Below are 18341 nucleotides of genomic sequence, written 5' to 3' on the forward strand. Positions count from 1 at the left end.
TTTATTGGGTCGGTGTGTAAGTAACCGATGACTCAGCTTGTCCTCCGGGGCGAGCGTGAGCAATAACGCGGAAGTCACTCAATGCTGAAAAAAATTCAGCACTCGTCAGGCCGTTTCGCAAATGCTTGAATGAAACCGGCCCGTACATCACAAGAAATCACCACGGAGTCACCATGCGCTCTGACACTGAGGCATCGATCATCCTGCCACCGCTGAAAGCAATTCAGGCCTTCGAACAAACCGCGCGCTTCGGCAACGTCGCCAGAGCGGCGGAAGTGCTGGACCTGACACCCTCGGCAGTCAGCCATCAACTGGCGAAACTGGAAGGGATGATCGGCCGGCAATTATTCGTTCGCGCTGCCCGGGGCGTCTCGCTGACGCCGGTCGGCGAGCAGTACCTCAAGGAAGTCTCCGGGATTCTGCACAGCCTCGCCGTTGCCACCGAGCGTGCGGCCAGCGATGTCAGCCTCGATTGCCTGCGCTTGCACTCATCGCCAAGCTTCGGCCTGCTCTGGCTGATGCCGCGCCTGGAAGCGTTTCGCGCCAGTCACCCGGACATACAGATCAATCTGTCGTGCTCCTATGAATCGCTGCACTTCAGTCGCGACAAGATCGACGTCGATATCCGTCACGGTCTGCCGAACTGGCCCAGTTATGAGGTGCGCACGGTCAGGAACGAGACGTTCGCGGTGCTGACCTCACCGAAACTGCTCGCGCAACGCCCGGTACGCGGCGCGGCGGATCTGCTGGAGTGCGATCTGATTCTGTCGGAAGCCACCCTGCTCAAATGGCCGCAATGGTTTGCCCAGCATGGTCTGGCGCGTCCGGAACGGCCTTACGCATTGAGCTTCGATCGTTCATACATGTCGTTGGAAGCCGCGAGTCACGGCCTGGGTTTCGCACTGGAAAGCACATTGCTGGCGCAGAAGTATCTGGCGGCGGGCACGCTGGTTGAAGTCGCGCCTGAATCTCTGAGTGCTGCGGTGGCGGCGCACCATCTGGTATTCCCCAAAGCGCATTCCAGCTTCCCACGGGTCAGGCGTTTTCTGGCGTGGATGGAGAGCGAGTTGGGGCACGAGTTCGCGTATTGAGTGGGGATCAATTCTTTCAAACTCTCTGAACTGCTCAAGGTCAATCCTTTAACGTCACGTCATTCACATCAGAGGTGAAGGAATGGATAACTACCACATCAGTAAAAACCAGCAGCGCTGGGAACTGGTCAAAGAGGGCGCGCAGCGTGCGTCGAAAACGGCTGCGACCAAAGCCGAGATCACCCAGATCGCCAGCGACTACCTCCAAGACAAAACCGCCTCGCTGAAAATCCATAAAGAAGACGGGACGATTCAGGAAGAACGCACCTTTCCGCGCGCAGCCGACCCGCGAAAAACCAAAGGCTGATCAGGCTGTTCTTTTCTGTGTTCATCGTTTCTTCAGAAGGGTCTGATTTATGGTCATTGCATGTCTGGGATGGGGCTCACTGATCTGGAAACCGGACGGTTTGCCGCTGGCCAGTGAGTGGTTTGCCGACGGGCCGCAGGTACCGATCGACTTCGTTCGCGTCAGTGACACTGGCGAGTTGACTACAGCCATAAGCGCGAACGCGCCGCCGTGCAAAGTGCTGTGGTCGGTCCTGGACGTGACCGATCTCGATCAGGCCCGCGAACTCCTGCGTATTCGAGAAGGCGTGCCGGAGGGCAGGGAGGATGGCATCGGCAGCTTCACCGTCGGTACCTCGCCGATGGGCGTGCTTGCTGAATGGGCAATTCCTCGGCAACTCGATGCGGTGATCTGGACGGCGCTGCCCGGCAGATTCAAGAACATCGAAGGTTTGGTGCCGAATGTCGACGACGCAGTTTCTTATCTGGCCGGGTTGAGCGGCGCGGCGCACGAACAAGCGCGCGACTATATCGAACAGGTGCCGGGGCAGATCGACACGCCGTATCGCCGTGAAATCATTGCCAGGCTTGGGTGGAAATGATGAGCACCCGCAGCCAGGCGCAGATTGCCGCGATCTTCGATCAGCTGTTGGCACTGCGAGAGAGTGTCGACATTCTCCAGCACGTGGAGAGCGCCAGCGTCGAGTCCCTGCGTGGCCATCAGACCGTGGACGCCCCCGAGTCGCTGGATCTGGTGTTTCAGAAACTTCATGAAGACATCGCCAGCATGGAGGAAACCTTGGCGACGATTGCCGAGGCGACCGGGGACGTGCCGAAGTTGTGAGGCGCGCGCGGGGTAGCATGCAGAGATGATTTGCCTGGTCTGGCGCCTTCGCGAGCAGGCTCGCTCCCACAATGGATTTGTGAATCGATGATTTCCGGGAGCTGACGCAAAAACCTGTGGGAGCGAGCCTGCTCGCGAAAGCGCTGGATCAGGCACTTACCCTGTTGGATGTGCCGACGCTATCGCGAGCAGGCCCGCTCCTACAATGGGGCTGGATCCACGCGCAACGCATCCACCACCAGAGAAAACGCCGGCGACGGTTGGCGGCGGCTGGGGTAGTAGAGGTGGAAGCCACCGAACGGTTCGCACCAGTCTTCCAGCACTCTGACCAAACGCCCTTCGGCCAGATGCGCACCGAACTCGTCTTCAGGCAGGTAGGCAATCCCTAACCCGTTCACAGCGGCGTCGGCGATGTGCACGGTGGAGTTGAACACCAGTTGGCCGTCGACCCGCACTTTCAGCTTTTTGCCCTGCCGCTCGAATTCCCAGGCATCGACACCGTCGTAGGTCGGAAATCGAATGTCGATGCAGCGGTGCGCCGCCAGCTCGCGCGGATGTTGCGGGGCGGGGTGCCGGGCAAAGTAGTCGGGCGAGGCGACGACGGCCATGCGCAGCGGTGGGCCGATCGGTACGGCGATCATGTCCTGGGCGACGGTATCGCTGAAACGCACGCCGGCATCGAAGCGGTCGGCAACGATGTCACGGAAACCGTAGTTGATATCGAACTCGAGCTTGATGTCCGGGTATTGCAGCAATAGTGGCGTCAGCTTGGGCAGCAGAGTGGTCTTGATGATGTTGTCGCCGCAGGTGATGCGCACCGTACCGGCAGGCTTGTCGCGCAACTCGGTCAGCGCGTCCAGCTCGGCTTCGATTTCATCGAAACGATGACCCACGGTGTGCAGCAAACGTTCGCCGGCCGCCGTCAGTGACACGCTGCGTGTGGTGCGGGTCAGCAGGCGAATTTTCAGACGCGCTTCCAGCGCCGAGACTACCTGGCTCACCGCCGATTGCGTCACGCCCAGTTGCACCGCCGCGCGGGTGAAGCTGCCGCTGCGGGCAACCGTGACGAAGGCAAGCAGGTCGTTGAAATTGGGTTTGGCCATGGCGCAATGCTCAGGTTTATTGATTAGCAGTGTTTATAACCGCATTAAGCACTCATTAGCTAATCAAAGCCTCGAGCCTGCGCAACAATACCTCCATCCCGGCCTCGCCTGGTTTCTCGATCAAGGACGCCCCCCATGAAACGACTGTTCATACTGCTCGGGTTTCTCCTGAGTTCATTTACTGCATTCGGAGCTGACATGTCCCACGGTGCCGACAATTTCTTCAAGAGCGACAAGGTGACCGTGCAGAAGGTCAGCTTCAAAAACCAATATCAACTCACCGTGGTCGGCAACCTGTTTGTGCCCAAAGGACTCGACCCGGCAGCGCGCAGCGCGGCGATTATCGTTGGCCATCCGATGGGCGCGGTAAAGGAGCAGAGCGCCAATCTGTATGCGCAGAAACTGGCGGAGCAGGGTTTTGTCACCCTGTCGCTGGATCTGTCGTTCTGGGGCGAAAGCGAGGGCGCGCCGCGCAACGCGGTGTTGCCAGACATGTATGCCGAAGACTTCAGCGCGGCCGTCGATTACCTCGGCACACGGCCATTCATCGACCGCGAGCGCATCGGCGTGTTGGGCATCTGCGGTAGCGGCAGTTTCGTGATCAGCGCGGCGAAAATCGACCCACGCATGAAAGCCATCGCCACCGTCAGCATGTACGACATGGGCGCGGCCAACCGTGATGGCCTCAAGCACTCGCAAAGCCTTGCGCAGCGCAAGCAGATCATTGCGCAAGCGGCCGAGCAGCGTTACGCAGAGTTCACTGGCGGCAAGGTCGAATACACCGGCGGCACCGTGCTGGAACTGAAAGCCGACACCCATCCGATCCAGCGTGAATTCTTCGATTTCTACCGCACCCCGCGCGGCGAATTCACCCCGGCCAGCTCGACGCCGGAACAGACCACGCGTCCGACGCTGAGCAGCAACACCAAGTTCATGAACTTCTATCCGTTCGTCGATATCGAGAGCATCTCGCCGCGCCCGATGTTGTTTATTGCCGGTGCAGACGCGCACTCCCGTGAGTTCAGCGAAGAGGCGTTCCGGTTGGCGGGGCAGCCGAAAGAACTGGTGATCGTGCCGAATGCCGGCCATGTCGATCTGTACGACCGGGTCGAGCTGATTCCTTTTGCCAAGCTGACGCAGTTCTTCAAGAGCAACCTGAAGTAACTTTCAACGCGACGGAGCAAAGCGATGCGGTTTTTTGCCAACGGCTGGAAGGGATTCGTACTGATGGCATGGCTGCCCGTTGCTCTGTCTGCACCGACCGCTTTGGAGGCCAGCACGATGTGGATGACCGTCGGAGAACAGCGTTTTGCCATTGCTCTGGATGACAACCCGAGTACGCGGCAGTTGCTCACGCGATTGCCGCTGAGCCTGGAAATGACCGACCTGCACGGCAATGAAAAATACGCCACCGTGCAGCCGCCATTGCCCACCCAGCCCTACCGGCCGGGCACGATCCACAACGGCGATTTCCTTTTGTATGGCGACGATACGTTGGTGGTCTTCTACAAGACCTTCGATTCGTCCTACCGCTATTCGCGTCTTGGTCGCATCGAACGCCCGCAGGACTTGGCCGAAGTCTTGGGGCGCGGCGATGTGCGGGTGACGTTCACTCTGCATGAGTGAGGAGAGTCATTGATGAACCAGAAATCGTTAAATCAAGGGCGTCTCCTGCGCATCGTCGCCCTCGGCTGCGCGGTCCTTGCCAGTGCAGCCTGCGTGAATCCCCTCTGCGCCAATCCTTCCCGATCACCGGAGAAACCGATCATGAAAGAACAGCCTCTGACGCTTAAACAACTGGCGATCGCCCCGATCGCCGCCAACGCTGCAATCGGCGACATGCCGCGTCTGCACCACGCACTCAATCGTGGTCTCGACGCCGGGCTGAGCATCAGCGAGACCAAGGAAATTCTGGTGCAGCTGTACGCCTACGCCGGGTTCCCACGCAGCCTTAACGCCTTGTCATTGCTGATGAAGGTTTTGCAGGAACGCGCCGCGCGGGGCATCGAAGACGTGCCGGGACGCGAGCCGGGTCCGGTTCCGTCGGGATATGCGCTCACCGAACTCGGCACCGACAATCAGACCCGTCTGGTCGGTGCGCCAGTGTCCGGCCCACTGTTCGAATTCGCCCCGGCGATCGATCAGTTTCTGAAAGTGCACTTGTTCGGCGACATCTTCGCCCGCGACAACCTGGCATGGACGGATCGGGAACTGGCAACTGTTGGTGCGCTGGCAGCGATGGCTGGGGTGGAATCACAGCTGGAGTCGCATTTGAAGATCAGTCTGAATGTGGGATTGACGATTGAGCAGTTGCGGCGAGTGGCGCAGGAGGTGCAGGCGCGTGGGGATTTTCAGGCTGCTGAGCGGGTGGGCGCGGGGCTGGACAAAATCCAGCGGTGAGGGCGGCTCGGATTCATTGCCGCTCTGTTAATGCAATTCTTATAGTGCGCGCTGGCGCCGACTCGCTCCCGGTGAGCTTTCTGTTATCCGCTTGAACGCACGACTGAACGCCGCTTGGGAGGTGTAGCCCAGGCGCTGCGCCACTTCTTCGATCGGCAGTCTTTCCAGGGTCAGCCATTGACTGGCCAGGCGCATGCGCAGTTCGGTGGCGTAGCGCAGCGGCGGGGTGCCGAGGGTGGTCTGGAAGCGTTCGGCGAAGACCGAGCGTGAGGTGTTGCACAGCGTTGCGAGTTCGGCGACGCTCCAGTCGCGCCCCGGTTGTTGGTGCAGGGCCAGCAAGGCCTGCGCCAGGCGAGGGTCGCGCAGGGCGGCGACGAGACCGGAGGCATTGCCGCAAGCGCATTCGACCCAGCCGCGAACAATCATTGCTGCCACTACGTCCGCAAGGCGCGCGAGAATGCCGGCGAAGCCGATGCGCGCTGCGTTGACTTCGCGTTCCATGGTCGCGAGAATCGGCATGAGTCCCGGATAGCGCTGGCCGCCGGCGTCGATCAGCATCAGTCCCGGCATCAGCCGTCCGAGGCCTTGCAGCCTGCCGAGCTCGAACTCCATACAGCCACTGAAGAGCAGGGCGTTATCGGGCGAATCGGCGCTTTGCCCGACCTGCACCGCGCAGACCGTATCGCCGAGTGGCGCGGCGACGGCGCTGTCAATGTCCTGCACTTCAGCTCCGGCGTGTGACAGCAACTGGTGCGCGGCACCATGAGCAATGAATACCGCATTGCCTGCTGACAACTCGTACAGGCTGCCGTCCTCCAGTCGCAATACCGTCGATCCAGCGGCAACGAAGTGGAAATACGCATGGCCCGATTTGTCGCTGAAACCCAGACCATACGGCGGACCGGCGTGGATCCGACGATATTGCACGCCACGCAGACGCATGCTGCGCAGCAACTCGGTGATGAGGTCTGAGGACACAGAGAAGGAATCAATGCTGCTCATATTCGGGGTTTCGATCAAAAGTTCAAGACTGCGCATCATAGATCATCCGGTTTGCCGCCAATAGACTGCCCTCTCGAAATGTCCGAGGGAGTCTTGAAATGAATGAACGTGTAGGTGATGGGCGAACTGACGGGGAGCCGCTGGTGCCTGCGTGGATGGCGGTGTTTTCACTGGCGATGGGCGTGTTTGGTCTGCTCACGGCGGAGTATCTGCCGGCCAGCCTGCTGACGCCGATGGCGCTCGATCTCGGCGTCAGCGAAGCGCTGGCCGGGCAAGCGGTGACGGTGACTGCGGTGGTCGCGCTGTTTGCCGGATTACTGGTGCCCGGGTTGACGCGCAGCCTTGATCGGCGCCTGGTCTTGCTCGGTTTCTCGGCACTGATGATCGCATCGAATCTGCTGGTCGCGTTGTCGTCCAGCCTCGCAGTATTGCTGATCATGCGCATCCTTTTGGGCATAGCTCTGGGCGGATTCTGGAGCATGGCGGCGGCCGTGGCGATGCGCCTGGTGCCGGCGGCGCTGCTGCCGCGTGCGCTGTCGATCATCTTCAGCGGGATCGCCGTGGGGACCGTGGTCGCGGTGCCATTGGGCAGTTATCTCGGCGGTCAGTTTGGCTGGCGCAGTGCGTTTTTCGCAGCTGCGGCGGTTGGCGTGGTGACGCTGGTATTTCAAATGTTCACGCTACCCAGTCTGGCGCCGCATCGTCCGTCACGCCTGCGCACGGTGCTTGAGGTGTTGCTGCGACCGGGCATTGCTATTGGCATGTTTGGCTGTGTATTGGTGCACACCGGTCACTTTGCGTTGTTCACCTACATCAGGCCATTTCTGGAAAGCACCACCGGCGTCGGCCCGCAGACGCTGGCACTGATGCTCCTTGGTTTCGGCGTGGCGAACTTTGCCGGCACGCTGTTCGCCGGCTGGCTGTTGCAGCGCAATCCACGCGCAACACTGGTGCTGATGCCGGTGTTGGTGGGTGTTGCCGCTCTGGCGTTGGTCGGGTTACCGGCGTCGGTCACCGGGCAGGCGTTGCTCTTGGCGCTGTGGGGGATGGCCTTCGGTGGCGTGCCGGTCGCATGGTCGAACTGGGTGGCGCGCTCGATACCCGATCAGGCCGAAAGCGCAGGCGGCATGGTCGTCGCATCGGTGCAGTCGGCGATTGCCGCAGGCGCCGCCGCCGGCGGTTCGGTGTTCAGTTTCAGCGGTATCCATGGTGTGTTTGTAGCGGCTGGAATTCTGATGTTGCTGGCCGCGCTGCTGATTGCACTGAAGGTCAATGTCGATGTGCCGGAGCCGGGTTCGGCGCCGGTGGCACCGGTGCATTTGTGATTTGATCAATCCGCCTTACGCGTGACGGCAATGTCCCAGGTTTGCATGACCTGAGTGATAGCAGCATCAATGTTATCCAGCGCGGTGTTGTCTCTGGCGAGGATGGATATGCCCTGCAGGAAACTGTCGAATACCGTCGCCATCGCCGCCGCACTTGTGCCGCTGGCCAGCTCGTCGGCATTCACAGCGCGTTCGACGCAGGCTTGAATGCCGGCACGGGTGCGCTGCCTTGAGTGGGTCAGGGCTTGCGCCACATGGGCGGTTTCCGGGCTCGGTGCGCTCATGACGCCGAGGGTAACCATGCAGCCCTTGGGGTGTGTGTCGTCGCACTGCATGCGTGCCGACTGGCGCAAAGCGGTCTCGATCGCCTGGCGTGGTGGCAGGCTGTCGTCCCACAGGCACTCGGTGACTTGCGCATAGGTGGTTAAATAACGCTGCACGCATTCATCGAACAACGCTTCCTTGGAACCGAACGCGGCGTAGAAGCTAGGTGCAGAGATACCGCCACCCAGGCCTGCCTTCAATTGGGCCAGCGATGTCGCGTCGTAGCCGTGTTGCCAGAACAGTTGCAAAGCCTGATCGACGGCGTCGTCGCGATCAAACTGACGGGGGCGACCGGTTCTCGCCATGACCTGACTCCTCATTGATTTAATATAAAGACTAGTCGATACAGAAATTGTTGACAACGCTGCGCATGCACCCTCAGGATCTAGATCGATCGGTATTTAAATCTGAGTCGGTTTTTCGAGGACCTTCCAGTGACACCTTCAATCACGTTAACGGCTACGCCAAAAGGTCTGCCCATCGGCGCTTTGCTGGCGCTGGCCATGACTGGCTTCATCTGCATCGTCACCGAAACCCTGCCGGCGGGCCTGTTGCCGTTGATCAGTGAAGGCCTGGCGATTTCGCCGTCCATGGCCGGGCAAATGGTTACCGCGTACGCATTGGGTTCCGTACTGGCGGTGATCCCGATGACCATCGCCACCCGGGGCTGGCGGCGCCGCAACGTGCTGCTGCTGACGATTGTCGGTTTCCTGCTGTTCAATTCGATTACCGCGCTGTCGTCGCACTACGGCGTTACGCTGGTCGCGCGGTTCTTCGCCGGGGTTGCAGCGGGTTTGGCATGGAGTCTGTTGGCCGGCTATGCGCGACGCATGGTTGAGCCCGAACAGCAGGGCAAGGCGTTGGCACTGGCGATGGTCGGCACACCGATTGCGCTGTCGCTGGGCGTGCCTCTGGGTACGTGGCTCGGTGGGCTGGTCGGTTGGCGCACTACATTCGGCCTGATGTCGGCGCTGACCTTGGTACTGATCGTCTGGGTGCTGGTGAAAGTGCCCGACTACCCGCCGCAGCCGGCCCATCAACGCCTATCGCTGAGCAAAGTCTTGACTACCCCGGGCGTGCGTCCTGTGCTTGCAGTGGTGATCAGCTGGATGCTGGCGCACAACATTCTCTACACCTATATCGCTCCGTTCGTGGCGCCGGCGGGCATGGCCGAGCGGGTGGATGTGGTGTTGTTGATCTTCGGCATCGCCGCGCTGGTCGGGATATGGCTGACGGCGAAGCTGGTCGAGCCGCTGCTGCGCTCGACTGTTCTGCTGAGTTTGGCGACCTTTGCCGCGGTCTGCGTGGCGCTGGGTTTTGGCGGACGCAACCCAGAGGTGATTTATCTCGGCGTGGCGGTATGGGGTTTGACGTTCGGCGGCGCGGCGACGCTGTTGCAAACGGCGCTGGCTGACGCGGCGGGCAACGGAGCGGATGTCGCCTTGTCGTTGAATGTAGTGGCGTGGAACAGCGCGATCGCTGGCAGCGGTGTCGTCGGCGGCGTGCTGCTCGATCAGTGGGGCGTTGCCTCATTTCCGTGGGCCATGCTGGCACTGGTCGCTATCGCCTTCGCCATTGCCTGGGGTGCCCGGGCCCACGGTTTCAAGTCGGGCCCGCGCTCTGTAGAAGCTTCGGTGGTGGCGGGGCATTGAACCCCGCCAGCAGTTTCTTCAACCGCGCTTCGGCAGTTTCCAGTTAGGCCGGATGAAATGGCAAGTGTAGCCATTCGGAATCCGCTCCAGGTAATCCTGATGCTCGGGTTCCGCTTCCCAGAACGGCCCGGCCGGTTCGATTTCGGTTACCACACGGCCCGGCCACAGCTTCGAGGCGTCGACATCGGCAGCGGTGTCTTCGGCGACGGCACGCTGCTCGTCGTTGAGGTAGTAGATCGCCGACCGGTAGCTCGGGCCAAGATCGTTGCCTTGACGGTTGGGCGTGCTCGGGTCGTGGATCTGGAAGAAGAACTCGAGGATCTGCCGGTAGCTGATTACCGCCGGATCGAATTCAATCTCGATGGCTTCGGCGTGGTTGCCGTGGTTGCGATAGGTCGCATTCGGCACATCGCCGCCGGTATAGCCGACGCGGGTTTTCAGCACACCCGGATAGCGGCGCAACAGATCCTGCATGCCCCAGAAGCAGCCGCCGGCGAGAATGGCAGTTTCGGTTTGAGTGGTCATGGTGTGTGCTTCCTCTCGAGACGATGTGGGGATACCCACTGTTATGAGGGCGGGTTGAGAGAATCCAAGGTTACGCTTATCAGAATCGACCACTGGCCTGCTGATCAAGCGGCATGCAGGCGTGTCAACCAAAGCCAAATAACGAACGCAGCCTGCTCGGTGACTTGCGTTCGTAGAACGGTTTGGTCTCCCTGAGGAAGTAATCACTCAGCCCGGCTTGTCCCGTCAGCACGCGGCAAAAATCAACTGGTCCGCCATCGGGGGCTGTGTCCGCAGCGACATTGCCGGCTTCGCGCATGACCTGTTCGATATCGCCATCCGCTTCGATGCCGACGATCAAGTGCGGTTTTTCATCAATCGAGGGGTCGTGCATCAGCGCCAGGAATGCGCGTTTCACATTGGCGTGTTTGGCCAGCAATTGCGAGAGCGAATGGACCATCGTCGATGGGTAGTCCGAAGGCTGTCCAAGCAAGACGTTGGTTTCTTTTTCCACGGTACGCTGCGTGGCGGGCCGGCCGATTTCGCCTGAGAGCAGGCGTTGCACTTCCGCCGGAAGAAATTCCTTGCCGTACGGCGACTTCGGATTCAGAAAAAGCAGCGCGCCCAGCGTGATTTCGAACAATGATCGGGCGGGTATCTCCACATAGCTCTGCTCGCTGTCGATGGATTGTTGCAGCGTTGGCAGCGAGGAGAAGAACGGAATGACCGGCGTGCCATCGGGCTTCTGCCAATGAGCGATGCTGATGTTGCTGCCGGCTTCGAGATTGACATGGCCTTGCGCCGCACCGGCGGTGCCGAGGATGTAGACGGTCGAGTCCAGGAGGGTTCGATAGAACTCAGGGCGATGCGCGGGTTCGTCCGCGGCGAGTCGGAGCGATGTTTCCAATGGGTTTTCTTGGGAAGTATCCATGAGGTCAGTCCGTTATTTTCAGTGGAGAGCGATGATTACCTGACCGACTCGAAGATGCCTGCATTCACCAGCATTTCATCCAGCCTCTCGGGCCATATCTGATCGTCGGTGCCTCGTAGCGATTCAGCGGACCACCAACGATGATCGGCCATGACCTCGGTTTCTTCCTGAGTCCAGCCAGCTCTGGATAGCCGCTCGCTTGGCGCATGCGCGACGAAATATTGTTCGGCCGCGAGTACAGTTTCGCCGCTGGGTAATAGCATGGAAAAATCACGGTGCGCTACAGGTCCGTCAACCGTGAGGACCTCAATACCGGTTTCCTCACGCAACTCACGTATTGCAGCGTCATGGAATGTCTCACCGGCCTCAAGGCCGCCGCCCGGGGTTGCCCAGTAATTTCTGCCGGCCAAGGCGCCGTTTTCATGGATGAATCTGAAAAGCAGAACTTCTTGCGAGGGACTAATGACCAGTAATCGTGCTGCTTTGCGTTCGCGCATCTACATCTTCCTTGAAGGGCTTGCCACTGCTTGTTGCGTTTCGGATTCGTATTGCAAGAGGACGTCGGGCTGGCAAGAGCTCCTTATTGCACAGCCATTAAAGACCACCCAACCCGCTAAACCATGGAAAAACAACTCCAGCTTCGTGGCCTTTATACGCTGACCTCGCCCGCAATTGTCTGCGACAACGAAGCCAGCTGATGATCGCCGGTATTGCCAGTAGCGTCAGAAACCACTGGAAAGCATTGCTGGACTGAAGCGCGAGGGCCAGAAGCACATTGATCAGCAATCCCCCAAGAATCGCGACGTTGTACTTGATGTGCCGACGTTTGATCGCAACAAATTCTTCCCAGTCGTAAATCAACCAATCGTGGGAAAACTCTCCGCACTCAGGGCATTTATGCGTGGGCGGAAGGTTATCGGTGGTGAACCCACAATCAGGGCAGCAGACTGTCATTGAGCGAACCTTCCGCAAGCTGTCTCATATCGCTAGCCAGCGTAGTGCAGATTGGCTGGAGTTGTCCGTCTACAGCCAACAGGCCTCACAACAAACTCCACGAAACCCCAACATAAACCCCCATCCCTTCACCCGGGGTCGACCGCGCGGCATCCAGACCTTTGTCGTCATACCCCGGCGTGACCGTTGCCGCATAACGCTTGCCGGTCAGGTTGCGCATGTCCACCCAGCCTTGCCAGTCGCCCTTCGGCGCGTTGTAGCCCAGGGTGGCGCCGAACAGGGCGTAAGGGTCGGCGTAGTAGCTATTGGCGTAGTCCACGGCAACTTTGGACACCAGTTGCGTGTTCACGGCGGCGAAGAAGCCCTGCGGCCAGTCGTAACGCAGTTCGCCCTGGTAATAATGCATCGGCAGGCCCGGCAGGCGGTTGTCGCCGAAGCGTTCGTCGTTGCGGTAGTGGAAGTCGCTGAAGGTGTAGGCCTGGCGCAAGCTCAACTGGCGGCCGTCGGCGGCGGTCCAGAGTTTGCTGTTGAGGCTGGCCTCGATGCCCTGGTGCACGGTCGGGCTGGCATTGAGTTCGTAGGGCGTGACGGCGTTGGCGTCCGGCAGTACCGAGAGCAGTTCGTGACGAACTTGCGCGTAGTACCAGGCCAGGCTCCATTCGCCCAAATGGCTGTCGCCCCGGCCACCGATTTCCAGAGTGGTTGCAGTCTGGTTTTGCAGTTCGACCGGGTCGCGCTGGGTGCCGGTGGCAGCGCCGTTGCCGGCAGGGAAGCGCACGTTGGAGCTGTAGATCAGCGACCACGGGTGCGGTGCTTCGACGGAGCGGCTGAGGTTGCCGAACACTTGCACGTCGGGGGTGATCTGATAGCGCAGGCCGATGCGCGGTGCATAGTCCCAGTCGCTGAGACTGGTTTTGCCGCCGCCCTGCGGATAGGTCACGGCGCTTTCGCGGCGGGTGTAGATCGCGGCGAGGCCGGTGGTCAGCCAGAGGTCGTCGGCAATTTCCAGGTCGTTACCGAAATGCAGCACGGTATCCGAACCCTGATAGGTGAAATTACGCATCCGCGTGCCCGGGGCATAGCTGGCGGTGTTGCCACTCGGGATGCGCACGAACTCGCTGGCGCCATCGTTGGGCAGGTGCTTGGTCACGCGCAGGCCGAGATTGCTGCGGCTTTCCATCCCGAACAAAGTGTCGCGGCGCTTGTAGTCGAAGGTGCCGCTGACGTCGGTGTAAGCCACCTTCAGCCGGTTCGGGCCTTCGCGCAAATCCATCGGGTAGTCGTGGTAGACGAGGCCGGTCTGGATGCTCGAATCGTCATCGAGGTAGAACGTGGTCTTGTTGCCGATGAACGTGCTGCCGGGCTGCTTGCGGCTGTCATCGCGGGCCACATACGCCGGGTTGGCTGCCCGTGGGCTGTGTTCGATGGAATGCTTGGTCACGCGACCGGCGAGGTCGTTGTCAGTCTCGCGATGGCGGAAATAGAAGCGGGTTTCCAGATTCGGGTTGAAGCGGTAGCCGAAGTTGGCGATCAGGCCTTTGCTCTCGCTGGCGGTGTGGTCCTGATAGCCGTCGGCATTGGCATCGGTCAGCGACACGTAGTAATCGAAATCGCCAAGCACTTGCCCGGAGCTGACCTGGCGCTGCTGATAGCCATGGCTGCCGGTGGCGTAACGCACTTGCAGTTTCGGCGCGGTGTAACCGGTGTGGCTGACGTAATCGATAGCGCCGCCCAGCGCCAGCGCGCCGCGATCGAAACCGTTGGCGCCGCGCAGCACTTCGACATGGTCGACCCACAACGGCTCGAGCAATTCATACGGCGTGCCGCCGGGGCCGGTGAGGGGCAAGCCATCCAGCATCGTGTACAGCCCCGAGGCGTGGGCGCCGGGCGCGCGGTTGATGCCTGAACCACGGATGGAAATCTTCACGCCTTCATTGCCCGCCGACTGTGCATACACGCCCGGCTGATAGGCCAGCACATCCTGATTGCTGGCAACACGGCCCTGCAACGGCTGGCGCATGTCGACCACGTTGGCGCCGCCGGGAACCTGCTCAAGGCGTTCCCGCGCTTCTTCGACCGCTGCATCGCTGCCACTGCGCTGATCTCCCGAAATCAGCACTTGCCCCAGTTCCAGACCTTGGGTCTCGGCCATCACCGGGCAGGCCAGGGCCAGGCCGAGCAGGGCAGTGGGCAATGATTTGGACGACGGCATTGAAAAAACTCCAGCAAACAGGGGATCGGGCAATGAACAGTGCGACGTCGGAACAAACCCAGGAAACACATGGCGACAGGGCTTTTTTGCCCGACGATGGCAAACAATCGGGCGTGAACTAACCTCACGGATCAGGGCCATCGGGTCAATAAACAAATTCAGCGGGTTGTTGAAGCGCGAGGACAGGTTCATGGCGAAAGACAAGAAGAAACCTGCAAGGGCAATCGAACGTCCACGCTTGAAAAACAAGGACTATCTGGAACAGCTGCGCAAGCTGCACATTGAACTGGTCAAGCTGCAGGAGTGGGTTATCGCCAAAGGTGTCAAGGTATGTATTGTTTTCGAAGGGCGCGACGGTGCAGGCAAGGGCGGGGTGATCAAGGCGATCACCGAACGCGTCAGCCCACGGGTGTTCCGCGTGATGGCACTGCCGGCGCCAACCGATCGCGAAAAGAGCCAGATGCATGTGCAGCGCTACCTGCCGCATCTGCCGGCGGGCGGCGAGGTGGTGATTTTCGACCGCAGTTGGTACAACCGCGCCGGCGTCGAACGGGTCATGGGCTTTTGCACGGAAGAACAGGCTGACAAGTTTCTCAAGTCGATCCCTTGGGTGGAGAACGCCATCGTCGATTCGGGGGTGATCCTGCTCAAGTACTGGCTTGAGGTCAGTCCGGAGGAACAGACCCGCCGGCTCGAAGCGCGAATCAATGACGGGCGCAAGACCTGGAAACTGACACCAATGGATCTGAAATCCTACAGTCGCTGGTATGACTACTCACGGGCGCGGGACGAGATGTTCAAGCATACCGACACCGATTGGGCGCCGTGGAGGGTTGCCGACTCCAATGACAAGCGTCGTGCACGGCTGAACATAATCACTGATCTGCTCAGTCGCATCCCCTATGAAGAGGTGAAGCGCGACAAGGTCGAGTTGCCGAAACGGCAGAAGCCGGGCAAGTATCGGGAGCCGGATTATCCGTACAAGCGGGTGGCGGAGCGGTTTTGACTTTGCGGGATTTTTTGGGGCTTGGCGGCCTTTGGGCCGACCAGGCTCTTGGGGTTTTGGGTGTATATCCGTTTTTTCGGGTGTTGCGGCTGGCGGTTCCGCTCTTACAGCGGGTCACTTTTGCAGACGCCCAAAAGTAACCAAAACGCTTTGCTCCTGCGTTCGGCCCTCGCAGGCTCGGGTTCCTTCGCTCCGGGACTGATCCGGGCGCAGCGGCTACGGTTTGCTTCGCTGCACCTCCTTCCGCTGTGTACGACTGCGTCGTACGGTCGCTGCGCTCCCACGCCCGGATCAATCCCTCCACTCAGCCTTCCGACGTCGCCGGTGGATCAAGATCAAGAGCACTCGAGCTTGCGCTCATTGTTGAGTGGGGCGGCTTCGCCGCGGGCAGCTGCGCTGCTTTGCTTTTTTGGGAGCGAGCCTGCTCGCGAAGGCGGCCTGACAGCCGACCTGTACTTGAGGTGGTACGCGACCAACTGTAGGAGCTGCCGAAGGCTGCGATCTTTTGATTTTGCTTTTCTGTGGGAGCGAGCCTGCTCGCGATGACGGAGGCACATTCAAATGTTTTGAAAGATATACCGCTATCGCGAGCAGGCTCACTCCGACAAGGTTTTGCGTATCACCCGTCCATCCGTCGTCTGCCCTGAACCTCTGTCGCGCTGTTTTTTCTACCGGGTAAGTCCCTCAGGAGATACCCGTATGTTCGATCAGCAAAAAAAGGCATCACTGGCGGCATGGCGCAGGATGGCGGAGCAGGCCGAGGGCGATCTGGATCCGGAACAGCAATATGACGAGTTGCTCAAGGCTGCGGATCAGATGGAGGAGCAGGGCCTGATTACCAGTGCCGAATGGCGTCAATTAGTGCGTGACGCCGGCAACGTTTTTACCCTGAACGAGGAACAGCCACAGCGCTGACAGCTGCCATCGGAGGACATCCCATGCTCAGTTATCTGTTTATCGGCGCCAACGATGTCGAGCGTTCGGCGGCTTTTTACAAGGCGATCCTGACGCCGCTTGGCTACCGGCATGACCGTGAAGAACACTACTGTTTCTACTTGCCCGATTGCGCCGACAAGTCCAACGGGCCCGGGAGTGTGCACATCTCGCAACCGTTCAACGATGAGCCGGCGACACCCGGCAACGGCATGATGCCGGCGTTTCGCGCCGACTCGCGGCACCAGGTCGATCAGGTGCACAAGGCCGGGCTCGACAGTGGCGGCAGCAATGAAGGACCGCCTGGCACGCGCGAAGCCTATACGCCGGACTTTTACGTGGCCTATCTGCGCGATCCTGAAGGCAACAAGCTGGCTGTGTTCTACAGCGGCTGATGGATGGAGCCTGTTGATTCGGCCCTGATGGCCGCCCGCGCTCAGTTCGCGATCACGATCAGCTTTCACATCGTGCTGGCGGCGTTCAGCATCGGTCTGGCGAATTTCCTCATGGTGCTGGAAGCGTTGTGGTTGAGGACCGGGCGCCAGGTTTATCTGGATGTCTATCGCTACTGGCTCAAAGTGTTTGCGCTAAATGTCGCAGTGGGCACGGCGTCGGGATTGATTCTGGAATATCAGTTCGGCCTCAACTGGTCGCGGCTGTCGGTGCAGGCCGGTGATGTCCTCGGCCCGCTGATGTTCTATGAAGTGATGGCGGCATTTTTCATCGAAGCGGGATTTCTCGGCATCATGCTGTTCGGCCTGAAGAAGGTTGGCCCGCGTCTGCACTTTTTTGCCACGTGTGCGGTGGCGGTGGGCTCGCTGATCAGCGCGTTCTGGATTCTTTCCGCCAACTCATGGATGCAAACCCCCGCCGGCTATTCGATTGGCGCGGACGGGCGTTTCCTCGCTGAGGACTGGTGGGCAATCATCTTCAATCCTTCGTTCCCCTATCGCTTGGCGCACATGCTGCTCGCCGTGTTCATCGGCAGCGCGACGCTGATTGCCGGGATCAGCGCCCGGCAATTGCGCCAGGCCCGGGAAAACCCGCGTGCTCGCCTGCAATTCTCCATGGCGCTGTGGGTGATTGCGCTGCTGATGCCGGTGCAGATTGTTGTCGGGGATCTGCATGGCCGGCACAGTTTGCACGCCCAGCCGCAGAAAGTGGCGGCCATCGAAGGCTCATGGACGCGCCCGCCAGAGGGCGCGGGGGAGCCACTGCGCCTGTTCGCATGGCCGGATATGGACGAGCGGAGCAACAATTGGGAAGTCGCCATTCCTCGCATCGGCTCCCTCTACCTGCAGCATGATCTGACCAGCACCATCGCTGCGCTTGATGAGTTCCCGGCTAAGGACATCCCGCCCGTGGCGCCGGTGTTTTTCGCGTTCCGGCTGATGGTCGGGCTGGGACTGTTGATGCTTGGGCAGGGTGTGGTCAGCCTGATCCTGCGCCGACGTAATCGCCTGTACACGGCGCGTCGCTGGCTGGGCGCGTGCGTGCTGCTGGCGCCGGCCGGATTTCTGGCGATGCTCAGCGGCTGGGTCGTCACCGAAGTGGGGCGACAGCCGTTTACCGTTTACGGATTGCTGCGCACGGCGGACAGTCTGTCATCAGTGTCCAGGGCTCAAGTCGTCGGCTCGACCTGGTTGATTCTGCTGCTTTATCTGTTGATCTTCGGCATCGGTCTGTGGGTGTTGCTGCGCCTGTTGCGCGAGCCGCCGCAGCAGGATCAACCCGGGCCGCAGCCCACGCTGGCCGACGAAACCGGGCACTGAGGA

At 60.3% G+C, this 18341-nt stretch carries 21 protein-coding genes; 13 read left to right on the forward strand and 8 right to left on the reverse strand.

What is annotated here, in order from left to right:
• Nucleotides 1-173 precede the first annotated feature (173 nt).
• The 4 genes from D8U82_RS23275 to D8U82_RS23290 all read left to right on the forward strand — a co-directional run bounded on the left by D8U82_RS23275 (nucleotide 174) and on the right by D8U82_RS23290 (nucleotide 2220).
• Nucleotides 174-1091 (forward strand): LysR substrate-binding domain-containing protein, encoded by a 918-nt coding sequence (locus D8U82_RS23275; protein WP_024012668.1) that lies wholly within the window; start codon nucleotides 174-176, stop codon nucleotides 1089-1091.
• Nucleotides 1092-1173: 82 nt separating this feature from the next.
• Nucleotides 1174-1398 (forward strand): DUF2188 domain-containing protein, encoded by a 225-nt coding sequence (locus D8U82_RS23280; RefSeq protein ID WP_039758787.1) that lies wholly within the window; start codon nucleotides 1174-1176, stop codon nucleotides 1396-1398.
• 49 nt (nucleotides 1399-1447) lie between these two features.
• Complete coding sequence (locus tag D8U82_RS23285) at nucleotides 1448-1978, forward strand: hypothetical protein (RefSeq protein WP_130903059.1); 531 nt, start codon at nucleotides 1448-1450, stop codon at nucleotides 1976-1978.
• Nucleotides 1978-2220 (forward strand): hypothetical protein, encoded by a 243-nt coding sequence (locus D8U82_RS23290; protein WP_122610325.1) that lies wholly within the window; start codon nucleotides 1978-1980, stop codon nucleotides 2218-2220. Before D8U82_RS23285 ends, D8U82_RS23290 begins: the two co-directional genes overlap by 1 nt.
• Before the next feature lie 200 nt (nucleotides 2221-2420).
• On the opposite strand, the gene D8U82_RS23295 is transcribed toward D8U82_RS23290, so the two are convergent.
• Entirely contained in the window at nucleotides 2421-3323 is a 903-nt protein-coding gene (locus tag D8U82_RS23295) for a LysR family transcriptional regulator (RefSeq protein WP_122708057.1), read from the reverse strand.
• Nucleotides 3324-3458: 135 nt separating this feature from the next.
• Here D8U82_RS23295 and D8U82_RS23300 point away from each other — a divergent pair, with 135 nt between their 5' ends.
• The 3 genes from D8U82_RS23300 to D8U82_RS23310 all read left to right on the forward strand — a co-directional run bounded on the left by D8U82_RS23300 (nucleotide 3459) and on the right by D8U82_RS23310 (nucleotide 5723).
• Nucleotides 3459-4487, forward strand: a complete 1029-nt coding sequence (locus D8U82_RS23300; RefSeq protein ID WP_130903060.1) for an alpha/beta hydrolase — start codon at nucleotides 3459-3461, stop codon at nucleotides 4485-4487.
• Between the two features lie 24 nt (nucleotides 4488-4511).
• Nucleotides 4512-4949 carry a cyclophilin-like fold protein gene (locus D8U82_RS23305; protein WP_241668080.1) on the forward strand — a complete coding sequence of 146 codons (438 nt, stop codon included), beginning with the start codon at nucleotides 4512-4514 and terminating at the stop codon, nucleotides 4947-4949.
• Nucleotides 4950-5090: 141 nt separating this feature from the next.
• Complete coding sequence (locus tag D8U82_RS23310; RefSeq protein ID WP_241668081.1) at nucleotides 5091-5723, forward strand: carboxymuconolactone decarboxylase family protein; 633 nt, start codon at nucleotides 5091-5093, stop codon at nucleotides 5721-5723.
• Nucleotides 5724-5762: 39 nt separating this feature from the next.
• Here D8U82_RS23310 and D8U82_RS23315 read toward each other — a convergent pair whose 3' ends face one another.
• Nucleotides 5763-6761, reverse strand: a complete 999-nt coding sequence (locus D8U82_RS23315; protein WP_130903080.1) for an AraC family transcriptional regulator — start codon at nucleotides 6759-6761, stop codon at nucleotides 5763-5765.
• A gap of 62 nt (nucleotides 6762-6823) precedes the next feature.
• Between D8U82_RS23315 and D8U82_RS23320 the strand changes: the two genes are divergently transcribed.
• A complete protein-coding gene (locus tag D8U82_RS23320) occupies nucleotides 6824-8050 on the forward strand; it encodes an MFS transporter (RefSeq protein WP_122692094.1) in 1227 nt (408 codons plus the stop codon).
• 5 nt (nucleotides 8051-8055) lie between these two features.
• Here the strand turns inward: D8U82_RS23320 and D8U82_RS23325 are convergent, their stop codons facing one another.
• On the reverse strand, nucleotides 8056-8679 hold the full coding sequence (locus D8U82_RS23325) for a TetR/AcrR family transcriptional regulator (RefSeq protein ID WP_016774418.1): 624 nt from the start codon (nucleotides 8677-8679) through the stop codon (nucleotides 8056-8058).
• Between the two features lie 129 nt (nucleotides 8680-8808).
• On the opposite strand from D8U82_RS23325, the gene D8U82_RS23330 reads away from it, so the two are divergent.
• On the forward strand, nucleotides 8809-10026 hold the full coding sequence (locus D8U82_RS23330) for an MFS transporter (RefSeq protein WP_016774419.1): 1218 nt from the start codon (nucleotides 8809-8811) through the stop codon (nucleotides 10024-10026).
• Nucleotides 10027-10044: 18 nt separating this feature from the next.
• On the opposite strand, the gene msrA is transcribed toward D8U82_RS23330, so the two are convergent.
• From msrA to D8U82_RS23355, 5 genes are all read right to left on the reverse strand, one after another.
• Nucleotides 10045-10551: a peptide-methionine (S)-S-oxide reductase MsrA gene (gene msrA, locus D8U82_RS23335; RefSeq protein ID WP_016774420.1), complete on the reverse strand. Its 507-nt coding sequence runs from the start codon at nucleotides 10549-10551 to the stop codon at nucleotides 10045-10047.
• Between the two features lie 124 nt (nucleotides 10552-10675).
• Nucleotides 10676-11461: an enhanced serine sensitivity protein SseB gene (gene sseB / locus D8U82_RS23340; protein WP_110645696.1), complete on the reverse strand. Its 786-nt coding sequence runs from the start codon at nucleotides 11459-11461 to the stop codon at nucleotides 10676-10678.
• Nucleotides 11462-11496: 35 nt separating this feature from the next.
• Nucleotides 11497-11958, reverse strand: coding sequence for an NUDIX domain-containing protein (locus tag D8U82_RS23345; RefSeq protein ID WP_130903062.1), 462 nt, complete (start codon nucleotides 11956-11958; stop codon nucleotides 11497-11499).
• A 97-nt stretch (nucleotides 11959-12055) separates the two neighbouring features.
• A complete protein-coding gene (locus D8U82_RS23350; protein WP_125926178.1) occupies nucleotides 12056-12415 on the reverse strand; it encodes a hypothetical protein in 360 nt (119 codons plus the stop codon).
• A gap of 85 nt (nucleotides 12416-12500) precedes the next feature.
• A complete protein-coding gene (locus D8U82_RS23355) occupies nucleotides 12501-14627 on the reverse strand; it encodes a TonB-dependent receptor (protein WP_130903063.1) in 2127 nt (708 codons plus the stop codon).
• Nucleotides 14628-14817: 190 nt separating this feature from the next.
• Between D8U82_RS23355 and ppk2 the strand changes: the two genes are divergently transcribed.
• The 4 genes from ppk2 to D8U82_RS23375 all read left to right on the forward strand — a co-directional run bounded on the left by ppk2 (nucleotide 14818) and on the right by D8U82_RS23375 (nucleotide 18338).
• Entirely contained in the window at nucleotides 14818-15633 is an 816-nt protein-coding gene (gene ppk2, locus D8U82_RS23360) for a polyphosphate kinase 2 (protein ID WP_125926180.1), read from the forward strand.
• Nucleotides 15634-16332: 699 nt separating this feature from the next.
• Nucleotides 16333-16548, forward strand: coding sequence for a hypothetical protein (locus D8U82_RS23365; RefSeq protein ID WP_016774424.1), 216 nt, complete (start codon nucleotides 16333-16335; stop codon nucleotides 16546-16548).
• Nucleotides 16549-16571: 23 nt separating this feature from the next.
• Nucleotides 16572-16961 carry a VOC family protein gene (locus D8U82_RS23370; protein WP_130903064.1) on the forward strand — a complete coding sequence of 130 codons (390 nt, stop codon included), beginning with the start codon at nucleotides 16572-16574 and terminating at the stop codon, nucleotides 16959-16961.
• Nucleotides 16962-16964: 3 nt separating this feature from the next.
• Nucleotides 16965-18338 (forward strand): cytochrome ubiquinol oxidase subunit I, encoded by a 1374-nt coding sequence (locus tag D8U82_RS23375; RefSeq protein WP_130887984.1) that lies wholly within the window; start codon nucleotides 16965-16967, stop codon nucleotides 18336-18338.
• The last annotated feature ends 3 nt before the right edge of the window (nucleotides 18339-18341 follow it).

It is taken from the genome of Pseudomonas sp. Sample_23, assembly GCF_004307595.1.
Classification (GTDB): domain Bacteria; phylum Pseudomonadota; class Gammaproteobacteria; order Pseudomonadales; family Pseudomonadaceae; genus Aquipseudomonas; species Aquipseudomonas atacamensis.